We start from the raw sequence: 25941 nt of genomic DNA on the forward strand, positions 1-25941 counted from the left end.
TTTTTAATTATGAGACAGCCTCATTTTTTATTAATGAATTTTTTAATGCTGATGAATCATTGTGAATTAATAGGTAAAAATTGTAGCTTGCAACCTCAAATTCTCACAGCAAAACTTGTGGTCAGTTGTAGGGGCACAAATGGGGGGATTTAAAAATTTAAATTTATATACCACAATGATTAAAATTACATTACCGGATAATTCGGTAAGAGAGTTCGAAAGCGGAGCGTCTTCATTGGATGTAGCAAAAAGCATCAGTGAAGGATTAGCAAGAAACGTACTTGCAGCAGAAGTAAATGGAGAAGTTTGGGATGCCACCAGACCATTGACCGCAGACTCAAATGTAAAATTATTAACGTGGAATGACACGGACGGAAAGTCAACTTTCTGGCACTCTTCAGCTCACTTGATGGCCGAAGCTTTAGAAGCTTTATACCCTGGTGTGAAATTGGGTATTGGTCCTTCTATCGAAAATGGATTCTACTATGATGTAGACTTCGGTGATCACGAATTCTCATCAGAGGAATTGGTCAATGTAGAGAAGAAGATGAAAGAACTAGCAAAGCAAAAGAATATCTACGCTCGCGAGGATATTTCTAAAGCTGATGCTGTTAAATACTTCGAAGAAAAAGAAGATCCTTACAAATTAGACCTTTTAGAAGGTTTAGAGGATGGTCAGATCACTTTCTACAAGCAAGGTGCGTTTACCGATTTATGTCGTGGACCACATATTCCTCATACAGGCTTTATTAAAGCAATTAAATTAATGTCTGTAGCAGGTGCTTATTGGAGAGGTGACGAGAAAAATAAAATGTTGACTCGTATCTATGGTATTTCATTCCCTAAAGCAAAGGAATTAACGGAGTACTTAGAAAGATTAGAGGAAGCAAAGAAAAGAGATCATAGAAAAGTAGGCCAAGAATTAGACTTATTTACTTTCTCTCAAAGAGTAGGTCAAGGTTTGCCGTTGTGGTTGCCAAAAGGTACTACTTTAAGAGAGAGATTAGAGAATTTCTTAAGAAAAGCACAACAAAAAGCGGGTTACCAACAAGTAGTAACACCACATATTGGTTCAAAAGACCTTTATGTGACTTCTGGTCACTATGCTAAATATGGTGAAGACTCTTTCCAACCAATCCATACTCCACACGAAGGTGAAGAGTATTTATTGAAGCCAATGAACTGTCCTCACCACTGTGAAATTTACCGTTCTCGCCCAAGATCATATAGAGATTTACCAGTTCGTTTGGCTGAATTTGGTACTGTATATAGATATGAGCAGTCAGGTGAATTACATGGTCTGACTAGGGTTCGTGGATTTACACAAGATGATGCTCACATTTTCTGTCGTCCTGACCAAGTAAAAGAGGAGTTCAGTAAAGTTATTGATCTAGTTTTATATGTGTTCAAATCATTAGGTTTTGAAGATTACACAGCTCAAATCTCATTGAGAGATCAAGAGGATAGAGCAAAATATATCGGTAAAGAATCTGATTGGGATAGAGCAGAGAAGGATATTGAAGAAGTTGCGGCTGAAAAAGGCCTTAATACTGTAGTTGAATACGGTGAAGCGGCATTCTATGGTCCTAAGTTAGACTTTATGGTTCGTGATGCTTTAGGTAGATCTTGGCAGTTAGGTACTATCCAAGTGGATTACCAATTACCACAGCGTTTTGAGTTGGAATACAAAGATTCTGATAACTCATTAAAACGTCCGGTAATGATTCACAGAGCACCATTTGGTTCTATGGAACGTTTCATTGCAATCTTAATTGAGCATACAGGTGGTAACTTCCCATTATGGTTGGCTCCAGAGCAATTCACTGTCTTACCAGTGTCTGATAAATACAATGATTACGCTTATGGTGTAATGAGCGATTTAGAAGAAGCAGGGTTTACAGGTACTGTAGATGCAAGAGCAGAGAAGATTGGTAGAAAAATCCGTGATGCAGAAGTTCAGAAAACACCTTACATGTTGATTGTAGGTGAAAAAGAAATGGACGGTAATGCAGTTTCAGTGCGTAAGAAAGGAGAAGGTGATATTGGTACAATGTCAGTTTCTGATTTCTTAGACTTATTCAAGAAAGAGACAGCGGTATAAGCTGTATAAAATAAATTGACAATGAGTTGTAGTTTTTAACTGCAACTCATTGTCTTATAATAACATTTATAAAAAATCTAACAATGGTGTATGATGTAATCATTGTTGGTGCCGGTATTGTCGGAATGGCATCAGCTTTGAAAATCAAACAACAATCTCCAGAGTTAAAGGTTTTAGTATTGGAGAAAGAAGGTGATGTTGCACAACATCAGACAGGTCATAATAGCGGTGTGATTCACTCCGGACTTTATTATAAACCAGGTAGCCACAAGGCATTAAATTGTATTGATGGTTACAATCAGTTGATTAAATTCTGTGATGAAGAAGGTGTAAAGTATGATTTGTGTGGTAAGGTTGTAGTAGCAACAGACCAAAAAGAACTAGACAATCTAAATACGTTATACGAAAGAGGCGTAGCAAACGGACTTAAAAACCTAAAACGATTATCAGCATCAGAAATTAAAGACTATGAGCCTTACTGTAATGGTATTGCAGGTCTTTACGTTCCTCAGACAGGTATCATTGATTACACAGAGGTGACAAAGAAATACCAAGAGGTTTTTGAAGAACGATATGGTGGTGAGGTTAAGTTTAGAAACAAAGTAGAAGATATTCGCTTAGGGAGTATAGGCGTAGAGGTCACTACCAATAGAGATGTTTATAGATCTCATTTAGTAGTGAACTGTGCAGGTTTATACAGTGACCGTGTAGCTCAATTGGCCTTGAAACAATTGGATGTACGTATTATCCCTTTTAGAGGAGAGTATTATGAGATCAAGCCAAATAAACATTATTTGGTGAAAAACTTGATTTATCCTGTACCTGATCCTGCATTCCCATTCTTGGGAGTTCACTTTACAAGAATGATACATGGAGGTGTAGAGGCAGGGCCAAATGCAGTGTTGGCTTATAGAAGAGAAGGTTATAAAAAGACAGATGTTAATGTTGGTGAACTTTTCGAGTCTTTGACATGGAAAGGGTTCATTAAAGTAGCCTCCAAATATTGGCCAACGGGGTTAGGTGAAGTTTATAGATCTTATTCTAAAGCCGCATTTACAAAAGCACTGCAACGTTTATTGCCTGATTTGAAAGAATCAGACCTAAAAGTTGGCGGTTCTGGAGTAAGAGCTCAAGCTTGTGATAAGAACGGTGGGTTGATTGATGACTTCTTATTTGTAGAAGAAGATCGTATGATTAACGTATTAAATGCACCATCTCCTGCTGCAACTTCTTCTTTGGCGATCGGTGATACGATTGCATCGAAAGTTTTGAAGAAGCTGAAGAAATAAAAATTGAAGCGTATAGAGCTATTTATTGAAAAAAATATGTAATTCTATACGCTTGAATTTCAGTCCTCAAATAACCTGTTGATTTTTTTTTACATTAGATTATTTGTATATCCGAAAACGAGTCTTACCTTTGCACTCGCAATGACACAAACGGTGTCTGTATTACATAAATATTGGGATGTTAGCTCAGTTGGTTTAGAGCACCTGCCTTACAAGCAGGGGGTCATTGGTTCGAATCCAATACGTCCCACCAGATTTTACAGATAGTAAAAACTGGGGTGTTAGCTCAGTTGGTTTAGAGCACCTGCCTTACAAGCAGGGGGTCACTGGTTCGAATCCAGTACGCCCCACAATATTGACATGATGAAAAATGGGATGTTAGCTCAGTTGGTTTAGAGCACCTGCCTTACAAGCAGGGGGTCATTGGTTCGAATCCAATACGTCCCACCAGATTTTTACAGATAGTAAAAACTGGGGTGTTAGCTCAGTTGGTTTAGAGCACCTGCCTTACAAGCAGGGGGTCACTGGTTCGAATCCAGTACGCCCCACAATAAAAAAGGACATGCGTTATACGTGTGTCCTTTTTTTGTTTCCGTAAAATACTGATTGAGAAAAATTTACAAAAAAATTACAACAATATTATTGTATAGTCATATATAGTTCTAACTTTGCACCGCAAATAATCACAGTTAAATTATTTGCTTCAAATGGCTATCGATCCAAGTAAAGTTTTGTACGAAGCACTCACATATGATGATGTGCTATTAAGACCGGGTTTCTCTCAAATCCTACCTAGAGAAACAACTACAAAAACAATGTTAACAAAAAACATTGCGTTGAATATTCCTTTAGTATCAGCAGCAATGGATACTGTTACAGAAGCTGAGTTAGCTATCGCAATGGCATTAGAAGGAGGTTTAGGCTTCATTCATAAAAATATGACCATTCAACAACAAGCTTCCCAAGTACGAAAAGTCAAGCGTTCGCAATCAGGAATGATTTTGGACCCAGTTACGTTAACTGCTAACAAAACATTATTTGAAGCAAACGAGTTAATGAGAGAATACAAAATTGGTGGTATTCCAGTAGTTGACGAAGAAGGACTTCTAATCGGAATTTTAACAAACAGAGACCTTCGTTTCCAGAAGGATTTAGGCATCGCTGTAAAAGATGTGATGACTAGGGATAACCTAATCACAGCAGCTGATGGTATAACATTAGATGAGGCTCAAGAAATCCTTCAAGAGCATAAAATCGAGAAACTTCCTATCGTAAGTAAGTCAAACAAATTAGTTGGTTTGGTTACTTATAGAGATATTCTAAAGAATAAGAACAGACCTAACGCTTGTAAAGACCAATATGGTCGTTTAAGAGTAGGTGCTGCAATTGGTGTGACAGCTGACCTTATGGAAAGAGTTGCTGAATTAAAAGCAGCAGGTGTTGACGTAGTAGGCTTAGATACTGCACACGGTCACTCAAAAGGTGTAATTGACGCCTTAAAGAAAATCAAGAAGGAATTCCCAGATTTAGATGTTATTGTAGGTAACATTGCAACAGCAGAAGCTGCAGAGATGTTGGCTGATGCAGGTGCTGATGGTATCAAAGTTGGTGTTGGACCAGGTTCAATCTGTACTACTCGTGTTATCGCAGGTGTTGGTGTACCACAATTATCAGCAGTATTCGAAGCGGCTTCAGTATTAAGAGAGAGAGGTATTCCATTCATCGCTGATGGTGGTATTCGTTTCTCAGGTGACTTAGTAAAAGCGATCGCTGGTGGTGCTGATGTAGTAATGATCGGTTCATTATTAGCAGGTACTGACGAGGCTCCTGGTGATATGATTATCTTCGAAGGACGTAAGTTCAAATCGTATAGAGGTATGGGTTCTGTAGAAGCAATGAACCAAGGTTCAAAAGACCGTTACTTCCAAGATGCAGAAGATGATATCAAAAAATTAGTGCCAGAAGGAATTGCTGGACGTGTACCTTACAAAGGACGTGTTGAGGAAGTTCTTTATCAATTAGTAGGTGGATTAAAAGCAGGTATGGGATACTGTGGTGCTGGATCTATCGATCAATTGAAAGATGCTAAATTTGTAAAGATTACAGGTGCAGGTGTGAAAGAATCACATCCACACGATATCACTATTACAAGAGAAGCTCCAAACTACTCTTCTAAAGGGTAAGTTTTATTAGCATAAAATTTAAGAGAGGTCAGGTATAGCTTGGCCTCTTTTTTTATTTTTATCTGTATATTTGTTATTATATTGAACAATTTAGTGTTTAAAATTAACGCAATAAAGTTATGATGGGAGCCGCACCTTTATCGGAGAGAATGAGACCGAAATCAGTTTTTGATGTTGTAGGACAGCGTCACCTTTTGGGAGATGATGGTGTTTTTAGAAGAATGGTTGAAAGTAAAACTATTCCATCAATGATTTTGTGGGGACCTCCAGGTGTAGGTAAAACAACTTTAGCGAGATTATTGGCAGAAGCAACAGGAAGACCTTTTAAGACATTGAGTGCGGTCAGTGCTGGTGTAAAAGAGGTAAGAGAAGTAATAAAAGAGGCAACTTACGCTTATGGTACAATTTTGTTTATTGATGAAATTCACCGTTTCAGTAAATCTCAGCAAGACGCTTTATTAAATGCTGTTGAAAAAGGAATTATCGTTTTAGTGGGAGCTACTACCGAAAATCCATCATTTGAAGTCAATTCTGCACTAATATCAAGAAGTCAAGTATATGTACTAGAGTCCTTAGATAAAAAGGACTTATTAGAATTAGTGAATAGAGCTCTTAAGGAAGATGTTTATCTAAAGAAGAAAAATATTCAGCTTAAAGATACATACAATTTATTACGATACTCTGGAGGAGACGCCCGAAGGTTATTAAACCTATTAGAGCTTTCTGTTGATGCTGCAAAAGAAGAGGAGGGGGTTGTCATCATTACTGACGAGCTAGTGTCTATGGTAGCACAACAAAGGGCTGCTCGCTATGATAAGAAAGGAGAATCGCATTATGATATTATTTCAGCTTTCATAAAATCTATTAGAGGTTCTGATCCAAATGCCGCAGTGTATTGGCTGGCAAGAATGATTGAAGGGGGAGAGGACCCTAAATTTATTGCAAGAAGATTGATCATTTCTGCTTCAGAAGATATTGGTAATGCCAATCCAAATGCTTTACTCATAGCCAATAATTGTATGCAGGCCATTCAAAATATAGGCATGCCTGAAGGGAGAATAGTATTGTCACAAGCTACAACTTATTTGGCATGTTCTCCTAAGAGCAATGCAGCTTATATGGCTATTAAAGAGGCTCAAAAAATGGTAAAAAATACCGGAGACTTACCAGTACCTTTACACCTTAGAAATGCATCGACTAAATTGATGAAAGAATTAGGATACGCTGATGCTTACATTTACCCACACGATGATCCACAAGGCTTTATTCCACAAGAATATATGCCTGAGGGGTTAGAAGGAAAAACACTTTATAAACCTAAGGTGAATAGCAGAGAAAAAGAGATGATGAGTAGGTTGCAATTGATGTGGCAGAAAAAGTATCAATATTAAACATCAATTTTCTGTCATTATGCCTCTAAAAAGCTAGATGTAATGTTTTGTAACCTCTATTTATAGCTTAACAAGCTGTAGATTGACTTTTGAACTTTAGAAAGGTGGTATGGCTGTAATTGACTTAAAAATCGATTTTTAGAAGGGTTCTAATATGATTATTCCTATATTTTGTATAATAAAAAGAACGAATTGATAAATTCAATCCCTTTTTTATTTTTTATTAGATCAATGTTGATGTAAGTTAGCGTATAAGTTGGTTATTTTTTACTTACAAAATCAATTCGTTTCACTTAATTACAAACTTTTACTAAATCTATGCATATTCATATTGTTTGTGTGAATGCAGATCAGGAGACCCCTGACGATTATCTAGAATTAGGCTTCATGGTTTCAGATGCTTTACAAGTGGCCTTGAAAGAAATGAGATCCCAAAACATACAAGTCAATGTCTCTTTTGGTACTGTTGCCAATTCGGAGGCTGATATTGTTGTGTGGTTTGTTTGTGAAGAAACGAATGTTGATGTAAGTTTAAACGACAATCAAAAGAATTACAAACTGTTTCTTAACTCTTTTAGAGAGGATTGCCAACCCGAATCCATAAAACATTTACGTACTTATCACCTTTCAAGATTTGATAATAGAACTGGAAAAGAAGTTACACTTTCTATTCCTCTATTGGAAGGTTACAGGGTCTTTTATTGGTTAGTAATTTCTGATTTAGCCCTTGATATTTTTGATGCGTTCAATGCTCAGGAGTATGCTCAAAAAGTATTCCTTGGAGATACTTCAGATGATTTGAGGATGGAAAGATTACTCTTAAAAAGAGACCTCAAAGCTTTTGGTTTTGATATCCTGCCCAAAAAAGACTATCCATGCCACACTGATGAAATGTCACAAACACAATGGCAAGATCTAAATGATGTTGAAATAGCTATTCACCTAGCAGGTGGAAGAGAAGGTGATAAAATAAATCATGATGCCTACTCGTTTTTAGAATGGCAAGAAAAAGTGACGGAGACTTATGTACTTCAGAATAACAACAGGATCAAAAAGTTTGTTTGGGTACCGCCTACGGTTCGTTTTTCAACAGATAAAAGAAAATTTTATATAGAGAAACTTCTAAAGAATGTTGATGAACATGAGGCAACCTACACTTTTAAAACAGACTTGGAGAAGTTTAAAACGATTCTTCATGGGGAGTTAAGCACTTCTAGTGATCATGATGTTGCGGCCTTAAATGATGACTTCGCCTCAAAAAAAGTCTATGTCATGTGTGATGTAGAAGACGTAACGCAATCTGGAGTACTTGAGGATAGATTGTCAACTTTGGGTTTTGGTATTTTAAAATTGGGGACAGGACAAGGTGCAAAAATGATGAGAAGACAACATCAAAGACATCTTCAAGTCTGTAATAGCACTATTATTTTTGTTGATAAAGCTCCAGATGATTGGATTTTTGCCAAGTTGCAGGACAATTTACGTGCTTCTGGTTTGGGTAGAGTTGAACCATTAAACACTAAAGCAATTGTTGCTACAAATTATGGAACGGCATCGAGATTATCTAAAATCTTAGATGGTAATCCACTCTATCAGTCTGTCGGTATCTTCGTTTTCGATGATGTAATGATTTCCGATGATTTACTTAGCTTTTTATCATCATTTTAATTTAATTGTCTTAATTTAAATTTTCTATTCTCTGACTTTCTATGAATTCATTTTCATCCACAAATACAGATGCTCAAAAGTTGATCCTAGGTGGTCAATTTAATCCCTTTCCGGGATTACGACCATTCCGTACAGATGAAACTTTCTTGTTTTTTGGTAGAGATGGCCAAACTGAGGAAGTATTATGGCGTTTAGAAAAAAATAGATTTGTTGCAGCATTAGGTGCTTCAGGTTCAGGTAAATCTTCTTTGATTTATTGTGGCTTAATTCCTGCCCTACAAGGTGGTTTTATGGAGAAACAAGGTTCTTCATGGAATGTATCGACCTCTAGACCAGGAACTGACCCTATCAAAAACTTGGCATTAGCAGTGTTGCAATCTACTACCACTTATTCTGAAAAATCAGAAGAAGACCAAGAATTACTATTGAATGTAGCGATCACAATGCTGCTTAGTAGTTCAAAAGGTTTAGTAAATTTAGTAGATCGATTACAGAAAGAAGAAGGAAGCAATTTCCTTGTATTAATAGATCAGTTCGAAGAGCTTTTTAGATTCTCAAGATTAGAATCAGAAGACCTTTCGATGGGGATGGCATCTGCTTTTGTGAAATTGTTGGTAGAAGCAACAAAGCAAAAGAAAATACCAATTTATGTAGTAATGACCATGCGTTCTGACTACATCGGTGACTGTGCACGATTCCCAGAACTAACCTACCTTATCAATGAAAGCCATTATTTGATTCCTCAAATGACGAGGGATCAAAAGAAAGAGGCTGTCCTTGGTCCAATGTCAGTTGGTGGTGCCAAGATTTCTCCAAGACTTTTACAAAGGTTACTCAATGACCTAGGAGATACGCAAGATCAACTTCCTATCATGCAACACGCGTTGATGAGAACTTGGGAATATTGGAATTTACATTCAGATGATAATGACGAAGTAGATGTCTACCATTATGAAGCGATTGGTGGTATGGGAGAAGCACTTTCTCAGCATGCCGACGAAGCCTATCGTGAATTGTCAGAAGAGGAGAAACTAATTTGTGAGAAGGTATTTAAAGCTTTAACTGAAAAAGGGGATGACGGAAGAGGTATCCGTAGACCGACAAAGCTGAGAAGTTTAGCACATATTGCTGAAACGGAGGAGGAGATAGTGATTAGTGTAGTGGATCGTTTCAGAACCTCAGGAAGAACTTTACTAATGCCTGATCAGAGCGTTGATGTTATAAGTGATACAGTTGTTGATATTTCACATGAATCTTTAATGCGTGTATGGATTCGTTGTAGAGATTGGGTAGATGAAGAATATGAAGCTGTAAAAATATATAAACGTCTTGCTGAAGCAGCTGCCATGTATCAACAGGGAAAGGCAAGTTTATGGCGCCCGCCAGATTTGTACATTGCCATTCAGTGGAAAGAAAGATTTAGACCCAATCTTGCATGGGCTATTCAATATGAACCTTCTTACGAAAGAGCAGTTACCTTCTTAAAATCTAGCCAAGAAGAGTACGAAGAGGAGCAAAGAGTAAAGGAAAGGTTACAAAAAAGAATTGTAAAACGTACTAAAGTGATTGCACTCGTTTTGGCTGCAGCCACTATTGGTGCAATTATGCTTGTAATTTTCGCACAAATGAAGGCTAGAGATGCTGAAATAGCAGCGATACAAGCGACTGAATTTGGTGAGAAAGCCAAAGAAAGTGCGAGAATAGCAGAAGAGCAAAAGAAAAAGGCTGAGGCACAAACGGTATTAGCAGAGCAAGCCGCTGATGAAGCTCGTAAACAAACAGAGATTGCTCAAGCTGCAAAAGATTCGGCTGATTATCAAAAGAATGTGGCTTTGAGGCAGTCAGAAAGAGCTCGTTTAGCCTTGGTTGAAGCCGAAAGACAAAGACAATTGGCAGATGCTGAAAAAGATAAAGCAACGCTAAATGCAGATATAGCGGATAAAAAATCAAAAGAAGCACAACAACAAAAAGAAGCTGCGGACCTTGCAAAAGCGAATGCAGATACGCTTCGTTTCCTTTCTATTGCACAGGCATTAGCTGTAAAGTCGCTTCAATTAAAAGATCCTGAGCAAAAAGCACTTTTAGCGGCACAAGCCTATGGGTTTAATGAACAGTACAAAGGTCTAGATCCACACCCCGATGTGTATCAAGGTTTATATCAGTCGGTGAAAGGCTTTAAAGGAGATGACTTTAATTTAATGAAAGGTCATACTGACTATGTTAGAACATTGTTTTTTGATCCTGAATTAAATGTATTGTATTCCGCTGGTTCAGATGGTACAATTCACAAATGGAAGAATGGAAGCTTAGAGTCTGAGCTGATTTCTGAGAATCAAGGAGTTATTAGAGGATTCTTAGTGTCGAAGAACAAAGGAAGAGCAGCAATTTTCACTGAACAAGGTGAATTGACTATTTTCAGTTACCCTGCATTTGAGGAGTTACAGAAAGTGGAAGTTTCAAAAGGTAAACTTTGGACAGGTTCTTTTGATCAATTCGGAGATCGCCTTTTTGTTGCTGGTCAAACTCAAAAAATCTATTCTGTGGATGTAGAGAGTTATGCTGTTGCTAGTTTCGCTCAGACATCATCAAGAATTACAAAATTACAAGTGTCAAGTCTCGACGGAAGTATTTGGGGAATGCTTGAGTCAGGTGCTGTATTAAAATGGTGTCCTGATGGAGAGTGCAGTGAGACCCAAGTTTATTCGGATCAAAGAGTGACCGGAACTGCTTTGGCTTTTTCAGATGATGGAAAGACCGTGGCATTAGGTTTTGAGGACGGAAAACTCATTCTTTGGGATAGAATAACAGGAACTGAGATTGATAACTTGCAAGGACATGATACTCGTGTTACTTCTTTGAAATTTGACAACGAACGCAAACGATTAGTAAGTACTAGTTTGGATGGGTCGGCCAGAATCTGGAACATTGAAAAAGGGAGAACGAATGAATCTCCAATCATATTAAATGACTTGGGAGCGTGGGCTTCTGAAGCATCATTTGCAGACCATGGAAGAACATTATTTGTGGGTACTTCTGGACATGACTTGAGAAGATATGAATTGGATATTCCTACTTTATCAGACAATGTTTGCTCTTTAATGCCTAGAAAAGAAATGACACCAAAAGAGTGGAACAGGTATGTAGGAGAAGGTATTGACAATAGAAATGTTTGTAGTGGATCGGACATAAACTAAATTTTTAGACATTGTATTTTTTTAAAACTTCATTCAGATTTTTTTTATTCCTGTTTTTATTGATACAAACAATAGAAAGCAGTGTCGCTCAAAGTTGTGAGGAATTATATGTACGTGCCAATGCAATGTATTTAGAAGGTAAACTTCTACAAGTACCATTGGAGTTGGCCAACTGTATTAATTCTGGTTACGAAACTGAAGCCAAACAAACAGCAGCAAGAAGATTAGTCATTTTATCTTATTTATACTCTGATAAGTTACCCGAAGCAGAGGAAGAGATGTTGAATCTTCTAAGAGAATACCCTGAATATAAACCTGCGAATTCAGATCCTGCTGAACTTAAAAAGTTGTATGAAAAATTTAGGACTAGGCCAATAATGACATTCGGTCTTTTGGCTGGTTTGACTTATAATCAAGCATTTATTGACCAGACATATGGTGTGGGTAAAGAAAGTTTACATCAATCGGTACAGTATAACCCTAAAGTGAATTTTAAAGTGGGTGTTTCTTTTTCTTATTTGATTAGTAAGAAAATTCAAATCAATTTATCGCCTACTTATGAAAACGTTTCCTTTGAGACAGTAGAAAGACCATTGTCATTTTCTACTACAACAATGACAGAAAATCAATCATGGTTACACGTGCCTTTAACATTAAGGTGGATAATTGCCCCGAATACAAAATTAAAACCATTCATAGGTGCAGGAGGAGCAATGAGGTATTTACTTTCCTCAACAATTGAAGGTACTCAGTCTTTTGATGAAAGTGATATAGCAGATATTGAACCTTCTCCTATTGATATTAAAGATCAAAGAAAAGAAATGCTTTATGAGGCCACAGCACAAGTGGGTTTTCAAGTGAAAACGAGAATGACTCATTGGGATATTTATGCCACATATACTTATGCATTATCTTCATTCAATAAACCTAATAATAGATTCGATAATCCAGACCTGATTTTCAATTATGGTTTTATTGATAATGATACAAGACTCAACATTTTAGCATTAAACATTGTATTCTCCTATGATCTTTACAAACCAAAAGTTTTAAGGAAATACAAGAACATCGACTAGACAACTACAAGACATTATTATAATGCGATACATACCATTTTTTTTGTTGATTATCTTTTTTATGGGTTGCGAAGAAGAAGATGCCTATAAATCTGGCGAAACCTATATTAAATTTTATGGCACCTCAAGTAAAGAACAGGGTGTAGATATAATATCATTATCTGATGGATATTTATTATTAGGAAATACTGAATCTTCAACTTCAGGTGCTTCAATTATGTTGGTCAAAACAGATAAAAATGGCAACGAAGAGTGGCAGTCTGTTTATGAAGGTGATCTAAATGAAGATAAAGCAGTCGGTATGATTCAATTGGAAAATGATGATATCGTTATTTTATCCAACAGAAACGATACGACAGGAATATTAACCTATACTAAACCTGATGGTAGTGATTTTAATGAGAATGATCCGATTATTTTAAAGCCCACAACACCCAATATTCAAGTCAGATATAACTCCATCGAGCCTTTGGTTGAAGGCGGATATCTTCTTGTTGGAGAAATCAAAAATGCCCAGAATGAATGGGATATGCTGAGCATGAAGTTAGATAATGCCGGCAGTATTATTTGGGAAAAAGTAGAAGGATATAAAGGAGATGAAGGATCAGACGACTTAGGGAATTCATCTGCTGAAGATGGAGCACAATTTTATTATTTATTTGGCTCTGTTGATATCTCAAAGGTAAACGATGAAGAACAGGAAGTAGTGGTCTCTGATATGAGAACGGTAAGTGTCAACAGGTTGGGAAATATTGTATGGGACAAGCAAGTATCTACTTTTGATGATGAGTTTGGTGTAGCAATCAAAAATTATAATGGGAATTTATATATTTTAGGTAGAAGGGAAACCTCAGCAATTGATAAAGATATTATTTTCTCTAGGTTGGATAACAATGGAAACCCAGGAGCACTTATAGAGTATGGTGGTGACGGTATTGATGTTGGAAACGATATGGTGATCAACTCAACGGGTATTTTTATTACAGGTAGTTCTAACCAAAACTCTAACAGTGAGGATATTTTAGTTTTAAAATTGAATTTTCAAGGAGAAGTGATTTGGCAAAATACAGTAGGTCATGAAGGGGTAGATTTTGGTACAAAAGTGCTGATTGAAGAAGACAACTCTATTGTTATTGTAGGTACTGGTTTCTTTGGAAATAATGATAAAATCTGTTTACTCAAATTGGATGAAACAGGTAATTTATCAAAACTATAACTTTTTCATCTTAACATACGTTTACATACTTGTTGTAATAAATTAAATAATAGAATAAACGGATCGGCGGGGAATTTTTAAAATAGAATTTTTTAATCTAATCAAAGCAAATTAGAAAAAGCATAACTCTATTTTATGTAATGACATTTTGAAAATAACTCCTTGAAAATCAATAATTTTCAATCAATTTCATTCTGTTTTTTTTACTATTAAACCTGTTAAGGTCTATCTATAAACACAGCTGTTTTATCAATCTATTAAGTACATTTCTATTTTTTTTGACTTTATAATATAAAACAGTGCTTAAATGGCAGACACAATAAAACTACATACTATGGATAAATTTAGTATACGATTTTTAATCATAGCACTATACATGAGTGTGAGTGTATTTACAGCATCAACTATAAATGCACAAACATTAGATCATTCCAATGATGTTTACTTTAATAATACTGATGATAAATCATGGACGCTCTTAGATGATGCAGATGATAATATTACTGCACCACCAACAGCAAGTGATTTTTACCTAATTACAAAACTTGGAGCTGATGGGAGTGTTGTTTATGAAGGTTCTTCAATGATATCAATTACTGAAGTAAGTGCCAATGAAGAGTATACAATAACAATAGATTTTTCGCAGGTATCTTCTCAAAGTAATAATGATGAATACATTCTTTACTATGTGAATGAAAGTGGGACAACGATCACTGCTTCTTCCACTTATATTTTAGACAATGAAGCACCAGCTGTTCCAGTTATTACACCTCAAGCCGCTTCAATTACAGGGCGAACGGACTTGGATAGTGATCCTGATATATATTACACAAAAGAGGCAGAAGTAGTTTTTGATTTTACAAATATTGAAGAGAATTGTAAAATTGAATTATTTGAAGGAGGGTCGAATTCAGAAGGTACAATTGACCCTGCGGTCGGGACTGGAGATAATTTAACAGGCTCTGATTTATCCTCTGATGGTGTTTATTCATATCATATTGTAGTAACAGATAGAGCAGGTAACACAAATACTTCCAATACAATAGAAATTGGATATACAACATCTTCAACTTTAGTGGTTGATTTTGATGCAATTGATTTATCCATTAATAACAATTTATCATCAGCACCTGATAACGTTACAAATAACCCCGATGTTGAATTAAAGTTTGATGGTTTTACAGTGATCAGTCCACTTCCGCAGGAATTGATTATTCAAAACAGCTCAGACGAAGAGTTAGCGAGTTTTACAATTGATGAAAATTCTGAAACGATTACTTTACCTACTTTAACTGATGGCTCACACACCATTACTTATTTTATAAGGGATGAATATGGTAATGATACTGCCGAGGAGAGCTTTACATTTACTGTAGATACGAAGGCTCCATCAATCCTCTCTTCATCAATTGCGACAGGCTATTCTGCAAATAACCAACTAGCAGTAAAAAGTGATGATGAACCAACAGCAGATGATGCCACTATAACTATTGAAACAAATGAAGCTTTATCTTCCACATCTACTGTAACGATTAATAACGTTGCTGCCATAAACTTTAATGACCTTTCAAGTAATAATTATGATGCTACTCAAGCAGACTTATCAATATCATCTTATGCTGCTGTACCTATTGAGATTAATTTAGTAGATATTGCGGGTAATACAGCAACTATTACGACCACAACCGATGGTTCAGAAATTTATACCTTCCCTGAAATTGTCAATACAATAACAACTTCCGATCAGTTAGTTTTTTGTGAAGAGTCGTCTCCAGTAGCTTTTGTGAAAGATGATGATTTATCTGGTGGAGATGGTAATTATACGATCTCTTGGGAAAGAAATACAGATGATGCAGGGTACAGTGCAATAGGCGTAAATAGTGAGGGGTATACGGAAAATGCCACACTATCGGCCGGAACTTACAAATATAGAAGAGTGATCACTTCAAGGGGAGTTGATTTTCCTTCTAACGTGCTTGAAATTGAAGTAGAGTCAAATACTATTACGAATAATACAATTGGAACTACAACAGATGTTTTTGTAGGAACTTCAATTTCAGCAAACGCAATACAAATTACAGAACAAGTAGCCACGAGTTATTCTTTTGAGTGGGAGTATTCAACAGATGGAGAAAGCTGGAGTACTATTGGTTCTGAGAATGATAAAGATTTAACATACAATCAAGAAATTACCTCAGTTGGTAGTCATTATTTCAGAAGAAAAGCAATTGATGGTGCATGTAGTGCTTATTCAAATGAAGTCATTATAAATCTTTATGCTTCTATTGAAAATGATATTCAGAATGATGGAAATTCAGTTTTTTGTGAGGGAAATCAAACGATTGAGCTTTCTTCACAAACTACAGTTACAGGTGGAGATGCATCTTATGTTTTTGATTGGTTAAGAAAAGATGATGGGGTAAGTTCATTTTCATCTTTGGGAATTACTACAGAAAATTTAACAGAAAATGTAAGCCTTTCTCCGGGAACTTATACTTACAAGAGGACAGTTGAAAGTGCAGGTGTCACAGAAGAATCCGATGAAATTGAAATTACGATCTATAGTGAAATAGCAGACAATACTTTAGATGAAGGAGCTATCAAAACAAAATACAATGGTGAGATTTCTGCAAATACAATTTCTTTCTCACCTGGAAGTGCAACAGGTGGAGATGGTAGCCTAACTTATCAATGGCAATTCAACACAGGTTCATCTTGGTCAAATGCTGGAACGGATCCAAATTATACTTACAATGCTACCGTTAGTGAAGGTACAGAAGTCAAGTTTAGAAGAATTGTAAATGATGCCTCAGGAGATTGTGAGTCAATTTCTAATGAAATTACGATCGTTGCTTTACCCGAGATTGAAAACACAATAGCAATTGTCGGAGATGGGAAATATTGCGAAACCTTCTCAAGCTTTGAAATTAATAATGACAACGTTGCAGGAGGTGATGATCAGTACACTTATAAGTGGTATAGAGAAAAAACAGGTTCTGGAGTAAATGAAGAGTTAACTGGACAAACTAATCCTAATTATATTGAATTAGACGCTTTAACAGATGGTGAGTATACTTACACTCGTACAGTAACATCAGCAGGAAATACCACAACTTCTAACTCAATCGTGGTTACCATTGAAGCTATTTTAGAAAACGAAATTGAAAAATCAGGAACACTCGTTTACTTTGATGAAATCCCAAATACTTTCGAGATAAATAACAAAACCCTTTCGGGAGGAGATAATAGTTATACTTATGTTTGGGAAATAAAATACGAATCTAATGCTTGGGAAGTTACCACTGTAACCACTCAAGATTTTGAAAGCTATTCTGAAAAGATAGAAACTGCGGGTATCTATAAATTTAGAAGAAAGGTAATTTCAGGAAAATGTGGAGAATCATATTCTAATGAAATCACGATCAACTTATATGATCCAATTGTAAATGATATAGAAAATATAGGCAATTCAGTGTTTTGCGATGGAAATCAAACCGTTGAACTTTCTTCAGAAAAAGCGGTTTCTGGAGGAGATGGATCTTATGTTTATGATTGGTTAAGAAAGACGGGAACAGGCCCAGGGGGATTTACATCCATTGGAATTGATACAGAGAATTTAACGGACAATGCAATTTTATCACAAGGAACTTATTCTTATAAAAGAAAAGTAACAAGTGCATTAAAAACGGTTGAATCGAACCCAATTGTTATCACGGTTTACAGTGAAATTTCAGACAATACAATAGATGAACCATCTAAAACAAAATACAACGGTGAAGTTTCCGCAAATGTAATTTCATTTACCCCAGGAAACGCATCAGGAGGAGATAATAATCTTACCTATCAATGGCAATACAATACAGGGTCTTCATGGGAAGATGCTGGCACAGATCCGGATTATACGTACGATAAAGTAATTGGAGAAGACTCTGAAGTCAAGTTTAGAAGAATTGTGAATGATGCTTCTGGTGATTGTGAATCCATTTCGAATGAGATCACAATTGTAGCATTACCTGAAATTGAAAACACAATTGCAATTGCGGGAGACGTAAGATATTGTGAAACTTTCTCTAGCTTTGAAATAAATAATGATAATGTTGCTGGGGGTGATGACCAATATGACTACCAATGGTATAGAGAAAAAACAGGTTCTGGAGTAAATGAAGAGTTATCTGGCCAAACGAATTCAAATTATATTGAAGTAGGAGCCTTAACATCGGGAGAGTATACTTATACTCGTACAGTTACATCAGCAGGGAATACAGTAACTTCAAATTCAATTGTTATCACAATTGATGCTGTGTTAGAAAATGAAATCAAGAAACCTACTACAGACGTTTATTACGATGAAATCCCTAATTCCCTAGTTATTGAAAATAAGAAGTTAAAAGGTGGTGATACTGACAATACATTGGTTTGGGAAATCCAGTATGAATCTGAAGGTTGGGTTGAAACTACAATTACAACAACGAAGTTTGAAAATTATACTAAAGCATTAGATAAGGCAGGAGAATACAAATTCCGTAGAAAAGTTGTCTCTGAGGCTTGTGGAGAATTATACTCTAATGAAGTTTCAATTACATTATATGCATTAATATCGTCTTCCACTATTAAGCTTGAGTCTGCAGCAGAAACTTGTATTGGGGATCAGGTATTCATTTCAGGCTCTATTCCAAATGGTGGAACAGGAAGTTATGAGTATAGTTGGTATAAAAGAAATAATGATGTCACTACCACATTTACACTGACATCTGTAAAAACACCATTTTACTTTGAAGATGATATTGCAGATGCAGGAGACTTTACTTATAAAAGAGTAGTTTCCTCAAAAGATATTGATGATACGGCCTTAAATAATGTGGTGGATGTATTTGTAAATGCAGCACCTACAGGATTAGTTTTATCACCGCTAGATGGATCAAGTTACAGTAATGGTCCACAAGTAAATGTAACCTTGGATATTTCTGATGTTACCGAATTCTATTGTACAGGTAAAGGAGTAGTCAGTAATGGAGAAGGCCCTGATCATAATATTTTTTATCCATCCTTAGCAGGAATTGGAGATCATGTAATCACTTATCATATTACAGTAGGAGCGTGTGTTTATACTCAAACATCAACAATTAGGGTTTATGACGGCTCGCAGCCATTTGCAGAAGTATCTTCTGAAATATGTGAAACAAGTGCAGATATTTTGATTGATATGACTGATGATGCAAAGGTAAATGTACCTGATGAACTTATCGATAACTATATCTTTAAAGGAGCTGTTCTAATTAATGATGACGGAAATGAAATAGTTGATTATGGTACGAATACATCATTTACGTTTGCAGCAGGAGATGGATTGGAAAGTGACGACGTAGGCACTTCAAAGTTAATTACTTTAAAAGCGGTTTATGGGCATAAAGATGATATTACACAAGAGAAAGAACTTACTCAGGAGATATTATTAACATTTGAACCTTCCCTTCCAAACATTGAAGGTGGTACTACATTTAATTACTGTTTTGAAGGAGAGAACATCAAGAAACTAAAGACAGTTGATGCCATTGGATTAATTGAATGGAGAGAAGAGGAAGGAGGTACTGTTATAGGTACTGGCTTTGAATTTGATCCTCCAATCAAAAAAGAAATAGACGAAGATGTTACAAAAACATTCTATGTTACACAGTCCATTAATGGCTGTTCAAGTGAAACAGTAGAAGTAACAATTAACAGTTACAAGAAAACAGACAGACCTACATTAGTAAATGCAGGACCATTTGATATTTGTGAAGGTGATCCAATGCCTACTTTTGAAATTGCCTCAGGTGATAATGTGAAGTGGTATGATGATAAAGGAAATGTATTAGGTGAAGGCGTTACTTTCACTTCTGGCTTTGAGACAACAGGTATTGATGATGAAGAGGAAGTCGAGTTTTTTATCACATCGACAGTCAATGAGTGTGAAAGTATGCCTGAAAAAGTTACGGTGAAGATTAATCCAAAACCGTCAATTCCAGAAATCGAGGGTGACGTTTATGATTATTGTGCAGGTTCAAAAGGCTTGGATGACATCACTGTAAGATCTGAGAGTAAAGCTTCATTTACTTGGTATACCAATAGTGAATTGACAGTGGAAGCAACCGGTGCTAACGGAAGAGATTTAAAATTACCAGACGCTCCAGATGCCGTAGATGGTACACAGACATTTAGCTATTGGGTAGTCAAAACAATTGATGGGTGTGATAGTGACCCTCTCAAAGTGAGTTATGATATTTATGAAAACCCACCTGTACCTTCTTTAGTAGATAATATTGATGTGTTTGATGTTTGTGCTTGGGATGACCCTGAAAATATCCAAACAATAAATGCAGTGGGTACTGTATATTGGTATGAAGATAAGCCAGAAACGGTTGGGTATGATCAAGATATTTGGGACGGTGAAGACTTTACACCGGATTATGATACTGAAGTAAATTCAGATGTGAGTTATACTTACTACATAGCTCAAATGAACGATAACGGTTGTTTTAGTCCTTCTAAGAAGGTGACTGTAAATGTAAATGCTTTACCAGATATACCTACGATTCCGGCCGAGTATGAAAACCTTGAAGTCTGTTCAGGTGATAACCTCCCGACCATGAAAGTGACGGGTCAAAATGTAAAGTGGTATGCTTCAGATGATATGGATAATGCAGCGTTTGAAGGAGATACCTATACACCTGATTTAAGTTATAATGTAGTAGAGGATTCTTTAGTATATTATTACGTTACTTCTACTTCAGGAAAAGGTTGTGAAGGAGATTTTGAAGTTGTTTCTGTTGAAATTAAAGCCTTGCCTGATGCACCTGAATTAGTAGAATTTGAGATTCCAAGTTACTGTATCGGAGATAAAATTAAAGATATTACAGTCTTTGGTGAAAGCGGGGCAACTTTTGAATGGTTTACAAGTGAGACGATGGAGCTTGAGACAAAGGTAGATCTAGAAGGAGATAATGCTATTTTGAAAGTAGAAGATGCAGCTCCAAGTGTTACTGAATTGGACTCTGTACATTATTGGGTGACGCAAACAACTCCTTTAGGATGTACAAGTTTACCATTGAAAGTGAGTATTCCTGTTTACCCCACTCCAAAATCACCAACATTGTCAAGTACTGATATCTATTATTGCTATGATGATAATGGAGTGCCATTACAAGCTACAGGGGAATTTGGTAATATCACTTGGTATTTAGAAAGTGGATTTGAAATTCCACCAAGATTTATTACGCCAGATAACAGATTATTACCTATCCTTTCTGAATTTAAATCAGAAGAGAAAGATAAAACAATAACATTTTATGTAACTGATCAGAATGAAATAGGATGCGAAAGTGAACCTACGGCTGTTAATATTACCATTTATCAGAAAGTACCATTAGTTGGAGAGGAGTTACCAGAGGAAATAAACTATTGTGCAGGAGAGACAATTCAACCTATTGTGTTGACTGAAGGGGAGAATCTTCAATGGTATGCTGATGAAGACCTTAGTGAAAAGCTTGCTGATGGCTTGATTTTTATACCTAATATCTCCACAGATGTAACAGAAGATTTTTCTGTAGAATATTATGTTACACAAACCATCAATGGATGTGAAGGTGAACCTCAAGAAGTAGAAATCGAGGTGTATAGCTTGCCAGAAGCACCTGTTGTTGAACTAGATGATGCTTTACTATGTGTGGGAGACCGACTTGAAACCATGGAAGCTGAGGGTGTTGAAGAAGCTACATTTACATGGTACACTAATGAATCACTCACTAATAAAGTAGGTGATCAGAGCACTTTTGATCCAGATAGCTTAGCTCCAAATGTTGATGAAATTACAACGTTAGATTTTTGGGTAACTCAAACTACACCTGAAAATTGTACTAGTGAAGCAGCTAAAGTGAGCTTTACTGTTTATCCTATTCCTTCAAAACCTGGTATTGAGAGTACACATTATGAGTACTGCTATGGTGTACCTGTTGAAGAATTGGTTGTAACAGGTAATATGGTGACATGGTATGAAGATGAAGAATTAACGGAAAATGTTAGAAGCGGAAATACTTTCAGACCGCCATTTATTCCTAATGAATCAACATCTAATACAGTATTAACGTATTACGTGACTCAGAAAAATGAGATTGGATGTGAAGGTGTTGCAGAAGAAGTGACCATCACACTTTACAAGGAGACCATTGCACCTAAGTTGACTCAAAATACCTTTGAATATTGTTCTGGAGCTGTACTCCAACCCATTACAGTTGAGGGAGGAGTAAATATCAGGTGGTACAGTGACTCAGCTTTAGAAAATGAAGTAGGGACAGGAAATACCTTTACTCCACAAGATGATACTGATGTTACGGAAGATATTACAGTGAATTATTTTTATACTGAAACTTTAAATGGGTGTGAAAGTAATTATGAAACTGTAAGCGTGATTGTTTACAATACACCAACCGCACCAAGTATTGTTGGTAATAATGAAATAAATTATTGTTCTGGAGATGTTTTACAACCTATTCTAGTTTTAGGCCAATCGGATAATCTTAGATGGTATGCAGATGAAGAGCAAAAAGAATTGTTATCTACAGAGAGTGAGTTTACACCTACTATAAATAACGTTACTACATCTGTACTCACAGAAGATTATTACGTGACCTACACAAAAAATAATTGTGAAAGTCCAGTGACAAAAATAACTGTAACTGTAAATCCTTTACCTGTTATTAGTTTATTGGGTATTACAGAGGGTGAAGTACTATGTAAAACGGATGATAACCCTATCATACAAGCGTTCCCTTCAAATGGTACATTGACCTCTTCAACAGGTGCAGTAATTCGAAATAATGAAGAAATTTTATTAGCGAATTCTCCATTAGGAGAGCACACACTGAATTATACTGTTACAAATGAAAATAACTGTGTGGAATCTCTCACCTTAAAGTTTACGATTGTGGATGTTCCAGAGGTGAAATTCACTGAAACAGTAATATGTGATTCGAAAGAAGTGACTTTCAATGATGAGACTTTCATTGCCGAAGATGATAATCTTACTGAAATCTTGGAGTGGAGATATAACTTCGGGGACAATGAAGGAAGTATTGTATTGTACACGGAAGAAGCTGCAAGAGAATACACTCATACTTATAAAGAAAGAGGAAGTCATGATGTGACATTGACAGTGATTACCAACCAAAACTGTAGCGAAATTAGTTATGAGAAATCAATATTTATCAATTCACCTCCATCAGTTGAATTTGATTGGTATGTTTCTGAATTTGGTAGTGAAATGGTTTTCGAAGAGCATTTAGAAATCTATAATGATGATATTATTGTCACTCGCCTTTGGGATTTTGGAGACGGTACAACATCAACGGAAATTGATCCAAAGCATCAGTATTCTAGCGTAGGAACTTATACGGTTACTTATGAAGTGGTTACTGAAAAAGGATGTTCGAATTTATTAGAAAAAGAGGTTTACGTTTTACCTCATCCAGTATTACTTTCAGATGAAGATGCTTACTTCCAAAACTTTGATATAGATGATGGCGATTGGAAAGCGACTTCAAATGATACGAATATCAGCTGGGAATATGGAATTCCGACTACTCCGAATTTCAGTTCAGCCAACAATGCTTGGGTTACGAATTTAGATTCTACATATTTTGAAAATGAAGAATCATTCTTAAACCTTCCTTCCTTTGATATTTCAGGTTTATCAAAACCAATGTTATCATTTGATATGAAAATTGATATTGAAGAAGGTATTGATGGAGCCATTTTACAATACTCCTTAGATTCAGGTCAAACGTGGTTCTTATTGGGAGATATAAGTGATCCTATTAATTGGTACAACAGCCAATCAATTTTAGCGGATCCCGGTAATCAAATTTTTGGAACAAATACGTTATCAAAAGGATGGACTGGTGATAACAGCACTTTTGGTCAAGACAATGCGGAATATATATCTGTAAGACACCATCTAGATAATTTCATTGGAGAAGAACATCTTCGTTTAAGGTTTGCCTTTAAGTCAAATTCAGCTCAAGAATATGAAGGACTAGTGATCGACAATTTCTTTGTTGGTAATAGAAACAAAGTGGTATTAATAGAATCGATGACCAATGCAGGGCAAGAAGCTAGTAATCGATCAATGTCTGCTTTAGGAGAACATTTAGCAACAATGGAATCGGATGTTTTGAGTGTCAATTACCATATTAATTTAGAAGGCTTTATTGATCAACTTAATAAGGATAATTTGGAAGCATCAAGTGGTAGAAAGTTCTTCTACGGAATCACCAATGCTCCAAGAACGATTGTAGATGGTAATACATTCCAAGATCATACAGATGAATTCTTAAAGAATTTTGAAAACTATGTCTATGGAAGAACATTGCTTGATCCTGAATTCAGTATTGATTTGGATTTGGATGATCTCAACTCTTCAGGTAAAATTGGGGTAACGCTGACCTCACATGGTACTTTTGATGCTTCGAATTCTGAGATTTTATTACATGTTGTGATGATTGAAAAATCGATTACTGGAATAGAAATGACAGATGATATCAGTGCCCATTTGAATGTAATGAAATCAATGAGTCCAGCTCCAGGAGCAGAGGGAACAAGTTTCTTTGGAAGATCATGGAGTAAAGGAAGTAGTGAAAAAGTGTATGTCAATTGGGCCAATAGAAGTGTATACAGCACTAATGCTGTAGAGCTGATTCTTTTTGTACAAGACAATACTTCGAAAGAAATCTTCCAAGCCATGTCTTATCAATTAGACCCCAATTTACTTACAACAGGTATCGTAAATGATATTGAGTTGGCGGAAGATTTAGAATGGAATATATACCCTAATCCTGCAAGCTCACTTATTCAGGTATCAACCACTGAATTTATTCAAAGAGGAAATTGGGAAATATCAAATATAAATGGTCAAAAAGTCAAGGAAGGAGCTTTCTCGGGAAATCGATATTCAGTAAACGTCGATGACCTAGCTTCTGGTGTGTATTTGATTAGAAATTTAAGTGATGGTAAATATCTACCGAAAACACTAAGATTTGTAGTATCAAAATAGTCTTTATAAACAGGAAGGCCTCTCAAGTGAAAATTTGAGAGGCCTTTTTTTATTTTTTTCTTCTGACTCCACCTGTTCTCATTCTTGTTTTATAAGAACTATTTTTTTGAAATGGTTTTTTCTTTGGAGGGGGAGTGAGATCTTCATTTTTAATTTTTAAAAGTGGAAGTAACTCATTCCTTTTTAATTCAATAACACCACCAATAGGCAGCTTTTCAATTCTAAGATTCTGAATACTAATTCTTTTTAATCTTAAGGTTGGAAAACCCACAGAAGCGGTCATCTTTCTGACTTGTCTATTTTTTCCCTCATGAATTGTCAATTCAATAAATGAAGTCGGTATATTCTTTCTGAAACGAACAGGAGGATCTCTATCTTCAAGGTTTTTAGGTTTGTCAACCTTTTTACATTGAGCCGGCAATGTTTTGTATTGTTCCTTGTTGACCGTAATCTCTGTTCCTTTTCTTAATTTCTGAAGAGCTTCTTCCGTAATATCTCCATCCACTTGTACCAGGTAGGTTTTTTGATGTTCAAATTTGGGATGAAGCAAACGATGATTGAGTGCTTTATCATTAGTGATAATTAATAGACCTTCACTATCTAAATCAAGACGCCCCACCGGGTAAACATCACTAGGGAAATTACCCAAGGATTTTAATGTTTTTCTTCCATCTTGGTCCGAAAACTGAGGAAGTACCCCATAGGGTTTGTTGATGATAAAGTACCTGTATTGTTGCATA

At 36.0% G+C, this 25941-nt stretch carries 10 protein-coding genes and 4 tRNA genes; 13 read left to right on the top strand and 1 reads right to left on the bottom strand.

Going from position 1 to position 25941, the window contains the following annotated elements; all coding sequences use genetic code 11:
- The first annotated feature begins 175 nt into the window (after positions 1–175).
- From thrS to PL77_RS20620, 13 genes are all read left to right on the top strand, one after another.
- Positions 176–2101: a threonine--tRNA ligase gene (thrS, locus tag PL77_RS20560; RefSeq protein WP_044209771.1), complete on the top strand. Its 1926-nt coding sequence runs from the start codon at positions 176–178 to the stop codon at positions 2099–2101.
- 86 nt (positions 2102–2187) lie between these two features.
- Positions 2188–3390 carry an L-2-hydroxyglutarate oxidase gene (gene lhgO, locus PL77_RS20565; RefSeq protein WP_044209774.1) on the top strand — a complete coding sequence of 401 codons (1203 nt, stop codon included), beginning with the start codon at positions 2188–2190 and terminating at the stop codon, positions 3388–3390.
- Between the two features lie 175 nt (positions 3391–3565).
- A tRNA-Val gene (locus PL77_RS20570) sits at positions 3566–3643 on the top strand.
- A gap of 22 nt (positions 3644–3665) precedes the next feature.
- Positions 3666–3740: transfer RNA gene (locus PL77_RS20575), tRNA-Val, on the top strand.
- Between the two features lie 22 nt (positions 3741–3762).
- Positions 3763–3840 (top strand) — tRNA-Val (locus tag PL77_RS20580).
- 23 nt (positions 3841–3863) lie between these two features.
- A tRNA-Val gene (locus PL77_RS20585) sits at positions 3864–3938 on the top strand.
- A gap of 159 nt (positions 3939–4097) precedes the next feature.
- The gene (gene guaB / locus PL77_RS20590; RefSeq protein ID WP_044209686.1) at positions 4098–5573 is read left to right on the top strand and encodes an IMP dehydrogenase; all 1476 of its coding nucleotides are present in this window, start codon (positions 4098–4100) and stop codon (positions 5571–5573) included.
- 122 nt (positions 5574–5695) lie between these two features.
- Positions 5696–6964, top strand: a complete 1269-nt coding sequence (locus PL77_RS20595; RefSeq protein WP_044209689.1) for a replication-associated recombination protein A — start codon at positions 5696–5698, stop codon at positions 6962–6964.
- A gap of 318 nt (positions 6965–7282) precedes the next feature.
- Positions 7283–8632: a hypothetical protein gene (locus PL77_RS20600; protein ID WP_044209691.1), complete on the top strand. Its 1350-nt coding sequence runs from the start codon at positions 7283–7285 to the stop codon at positions 8630–8632.
- A 41-nt stretch (positions 8633–8673) separates the two neighbouring features.
- Positions 8674–11826 (top strand): hypothetical protein, encoded by a 3153-nt coding sequence (locus tag PL77_RS20605; protein WP_044209694.1) that lies wholly within the window; start codon positions 8674–8676, stop codon positions 11824–11826.
- 59 nt (positions 11827–11885) lie between these two features.
- The gene (locus PL77_RS20610; RefSeq protein WP_044209695.1) at positions 11886–12902 is read left to right on the top strand and encodes a porin family protein; all 1017 of its coding nucleotides are present in this window, start codon (positions 11886–11888) and stop codon (positions 12900–12902) included.
- A gap of 22 nt (positions 12903–12924) precedes the next feature.
- The gene (locus PL77_RS20615) at positions 12925–14118 is read left to right on the top strand and encodes a hypothetical protein (RefSeq protein WP_172665916.1); all 1194 of its coding nucleotides are present in this window, start codon (positions 12925–12927) and stop codon (positions 14116–14118) included.
- A 307-nt stretch (positions 14119–14425) separates the two neighbouring features.
- The gene (locus PL77_RS20620) at positions 14426–25201 is read left to right on the top strand and encodes a PKD domain-containing protein (protein WP_156152458.1); all 10776 of its coding nucleotides are present in this window, start codon (positions 14426–14428) and stop codon (positions 25199–25201) included.
- A 49-nt stretch (positions 25202–25250) separates the two neighbouring features.
- Here the strand turns inward: PL77_RS20620 and PL77_RS20625 are convergent, their stop codons facing one another.
- On the bottom strand, positions 25251–25940 hold the full coding sequence (locus PL77_RS20625; protein WP_063769038.1) for a pseudouridine synthase: 690 nt from the start codon (positions 25938–25940) through the stop codon (positions 25251–25253).
- Position 25941 lies beyond the last annotated feature (1 nt).

It is taken from the genome of Flammeovirga sp. OC4 (assembly GCF_000812565.1).
Taxonomy (GTDB): Bacteria; Bacteroidota; Bacteroidia; order Cytophagales; family Flammeovirgaceae; genus Flammeovirga.

Excerpts from the sequence above, each read along its gene's own strand:
- PL77_RS20615 (WP_172665916.1), top strand. The coding sequence starts at position 12,925 with ATGCGATACATACCATTTTTTTTGTTGATTATCTTTTTTATGGGTTGC.
- PL77_RS20605 (WP_044209694.1), top strand. The coding sequence starts at position 8,674 with ATGAATTCATTTTCATCCACAAATACAGATGCTCAAAAGTTGATCCTA.
- PL77_RS20595 (WP_044209689.1), top strand. The coding sequence starts at position 5,696 with ATGGGAGCCGCACCTTTATCGGAGAGAATGAGACCGAAATCAGTTTTT.
- guaB (WP_044209686.1), top strand. The coding sequence starts at position 4,098 with ATGGCTATCGATCCAAGTAAAGTTTTGTACGAAGCACTCACATATGAT.
- PL77_RS20620 (WP_156152458.1), top strand. The coding sequence starts at position 14,426 with ATGGCAGACACAATAAAACTACATACTATGGATAAATTTAGTATACGA.
- PL77_RS20625 (WP_063769038.1), bottom strand. The coding sequence starts at position 25,940 with ATGCAACAATACAGGTACTTTATCATCAACAAACCCTATGGGGTACTT.
- PL77_RS20600 (WP_044209691.1), top strand. The coding sequence starts at position 7,283 with ATGCATATTCATATTGTTTGTGTGAATGCAGATCAGGAGACCCCTGAC.
- thrS (WP_044209771.1), top strand. The coding sequence starts at position 176 with ATGATTAAAATTACATTACCGGATAATTCGGTAAGAGAGTTCGAAAGC.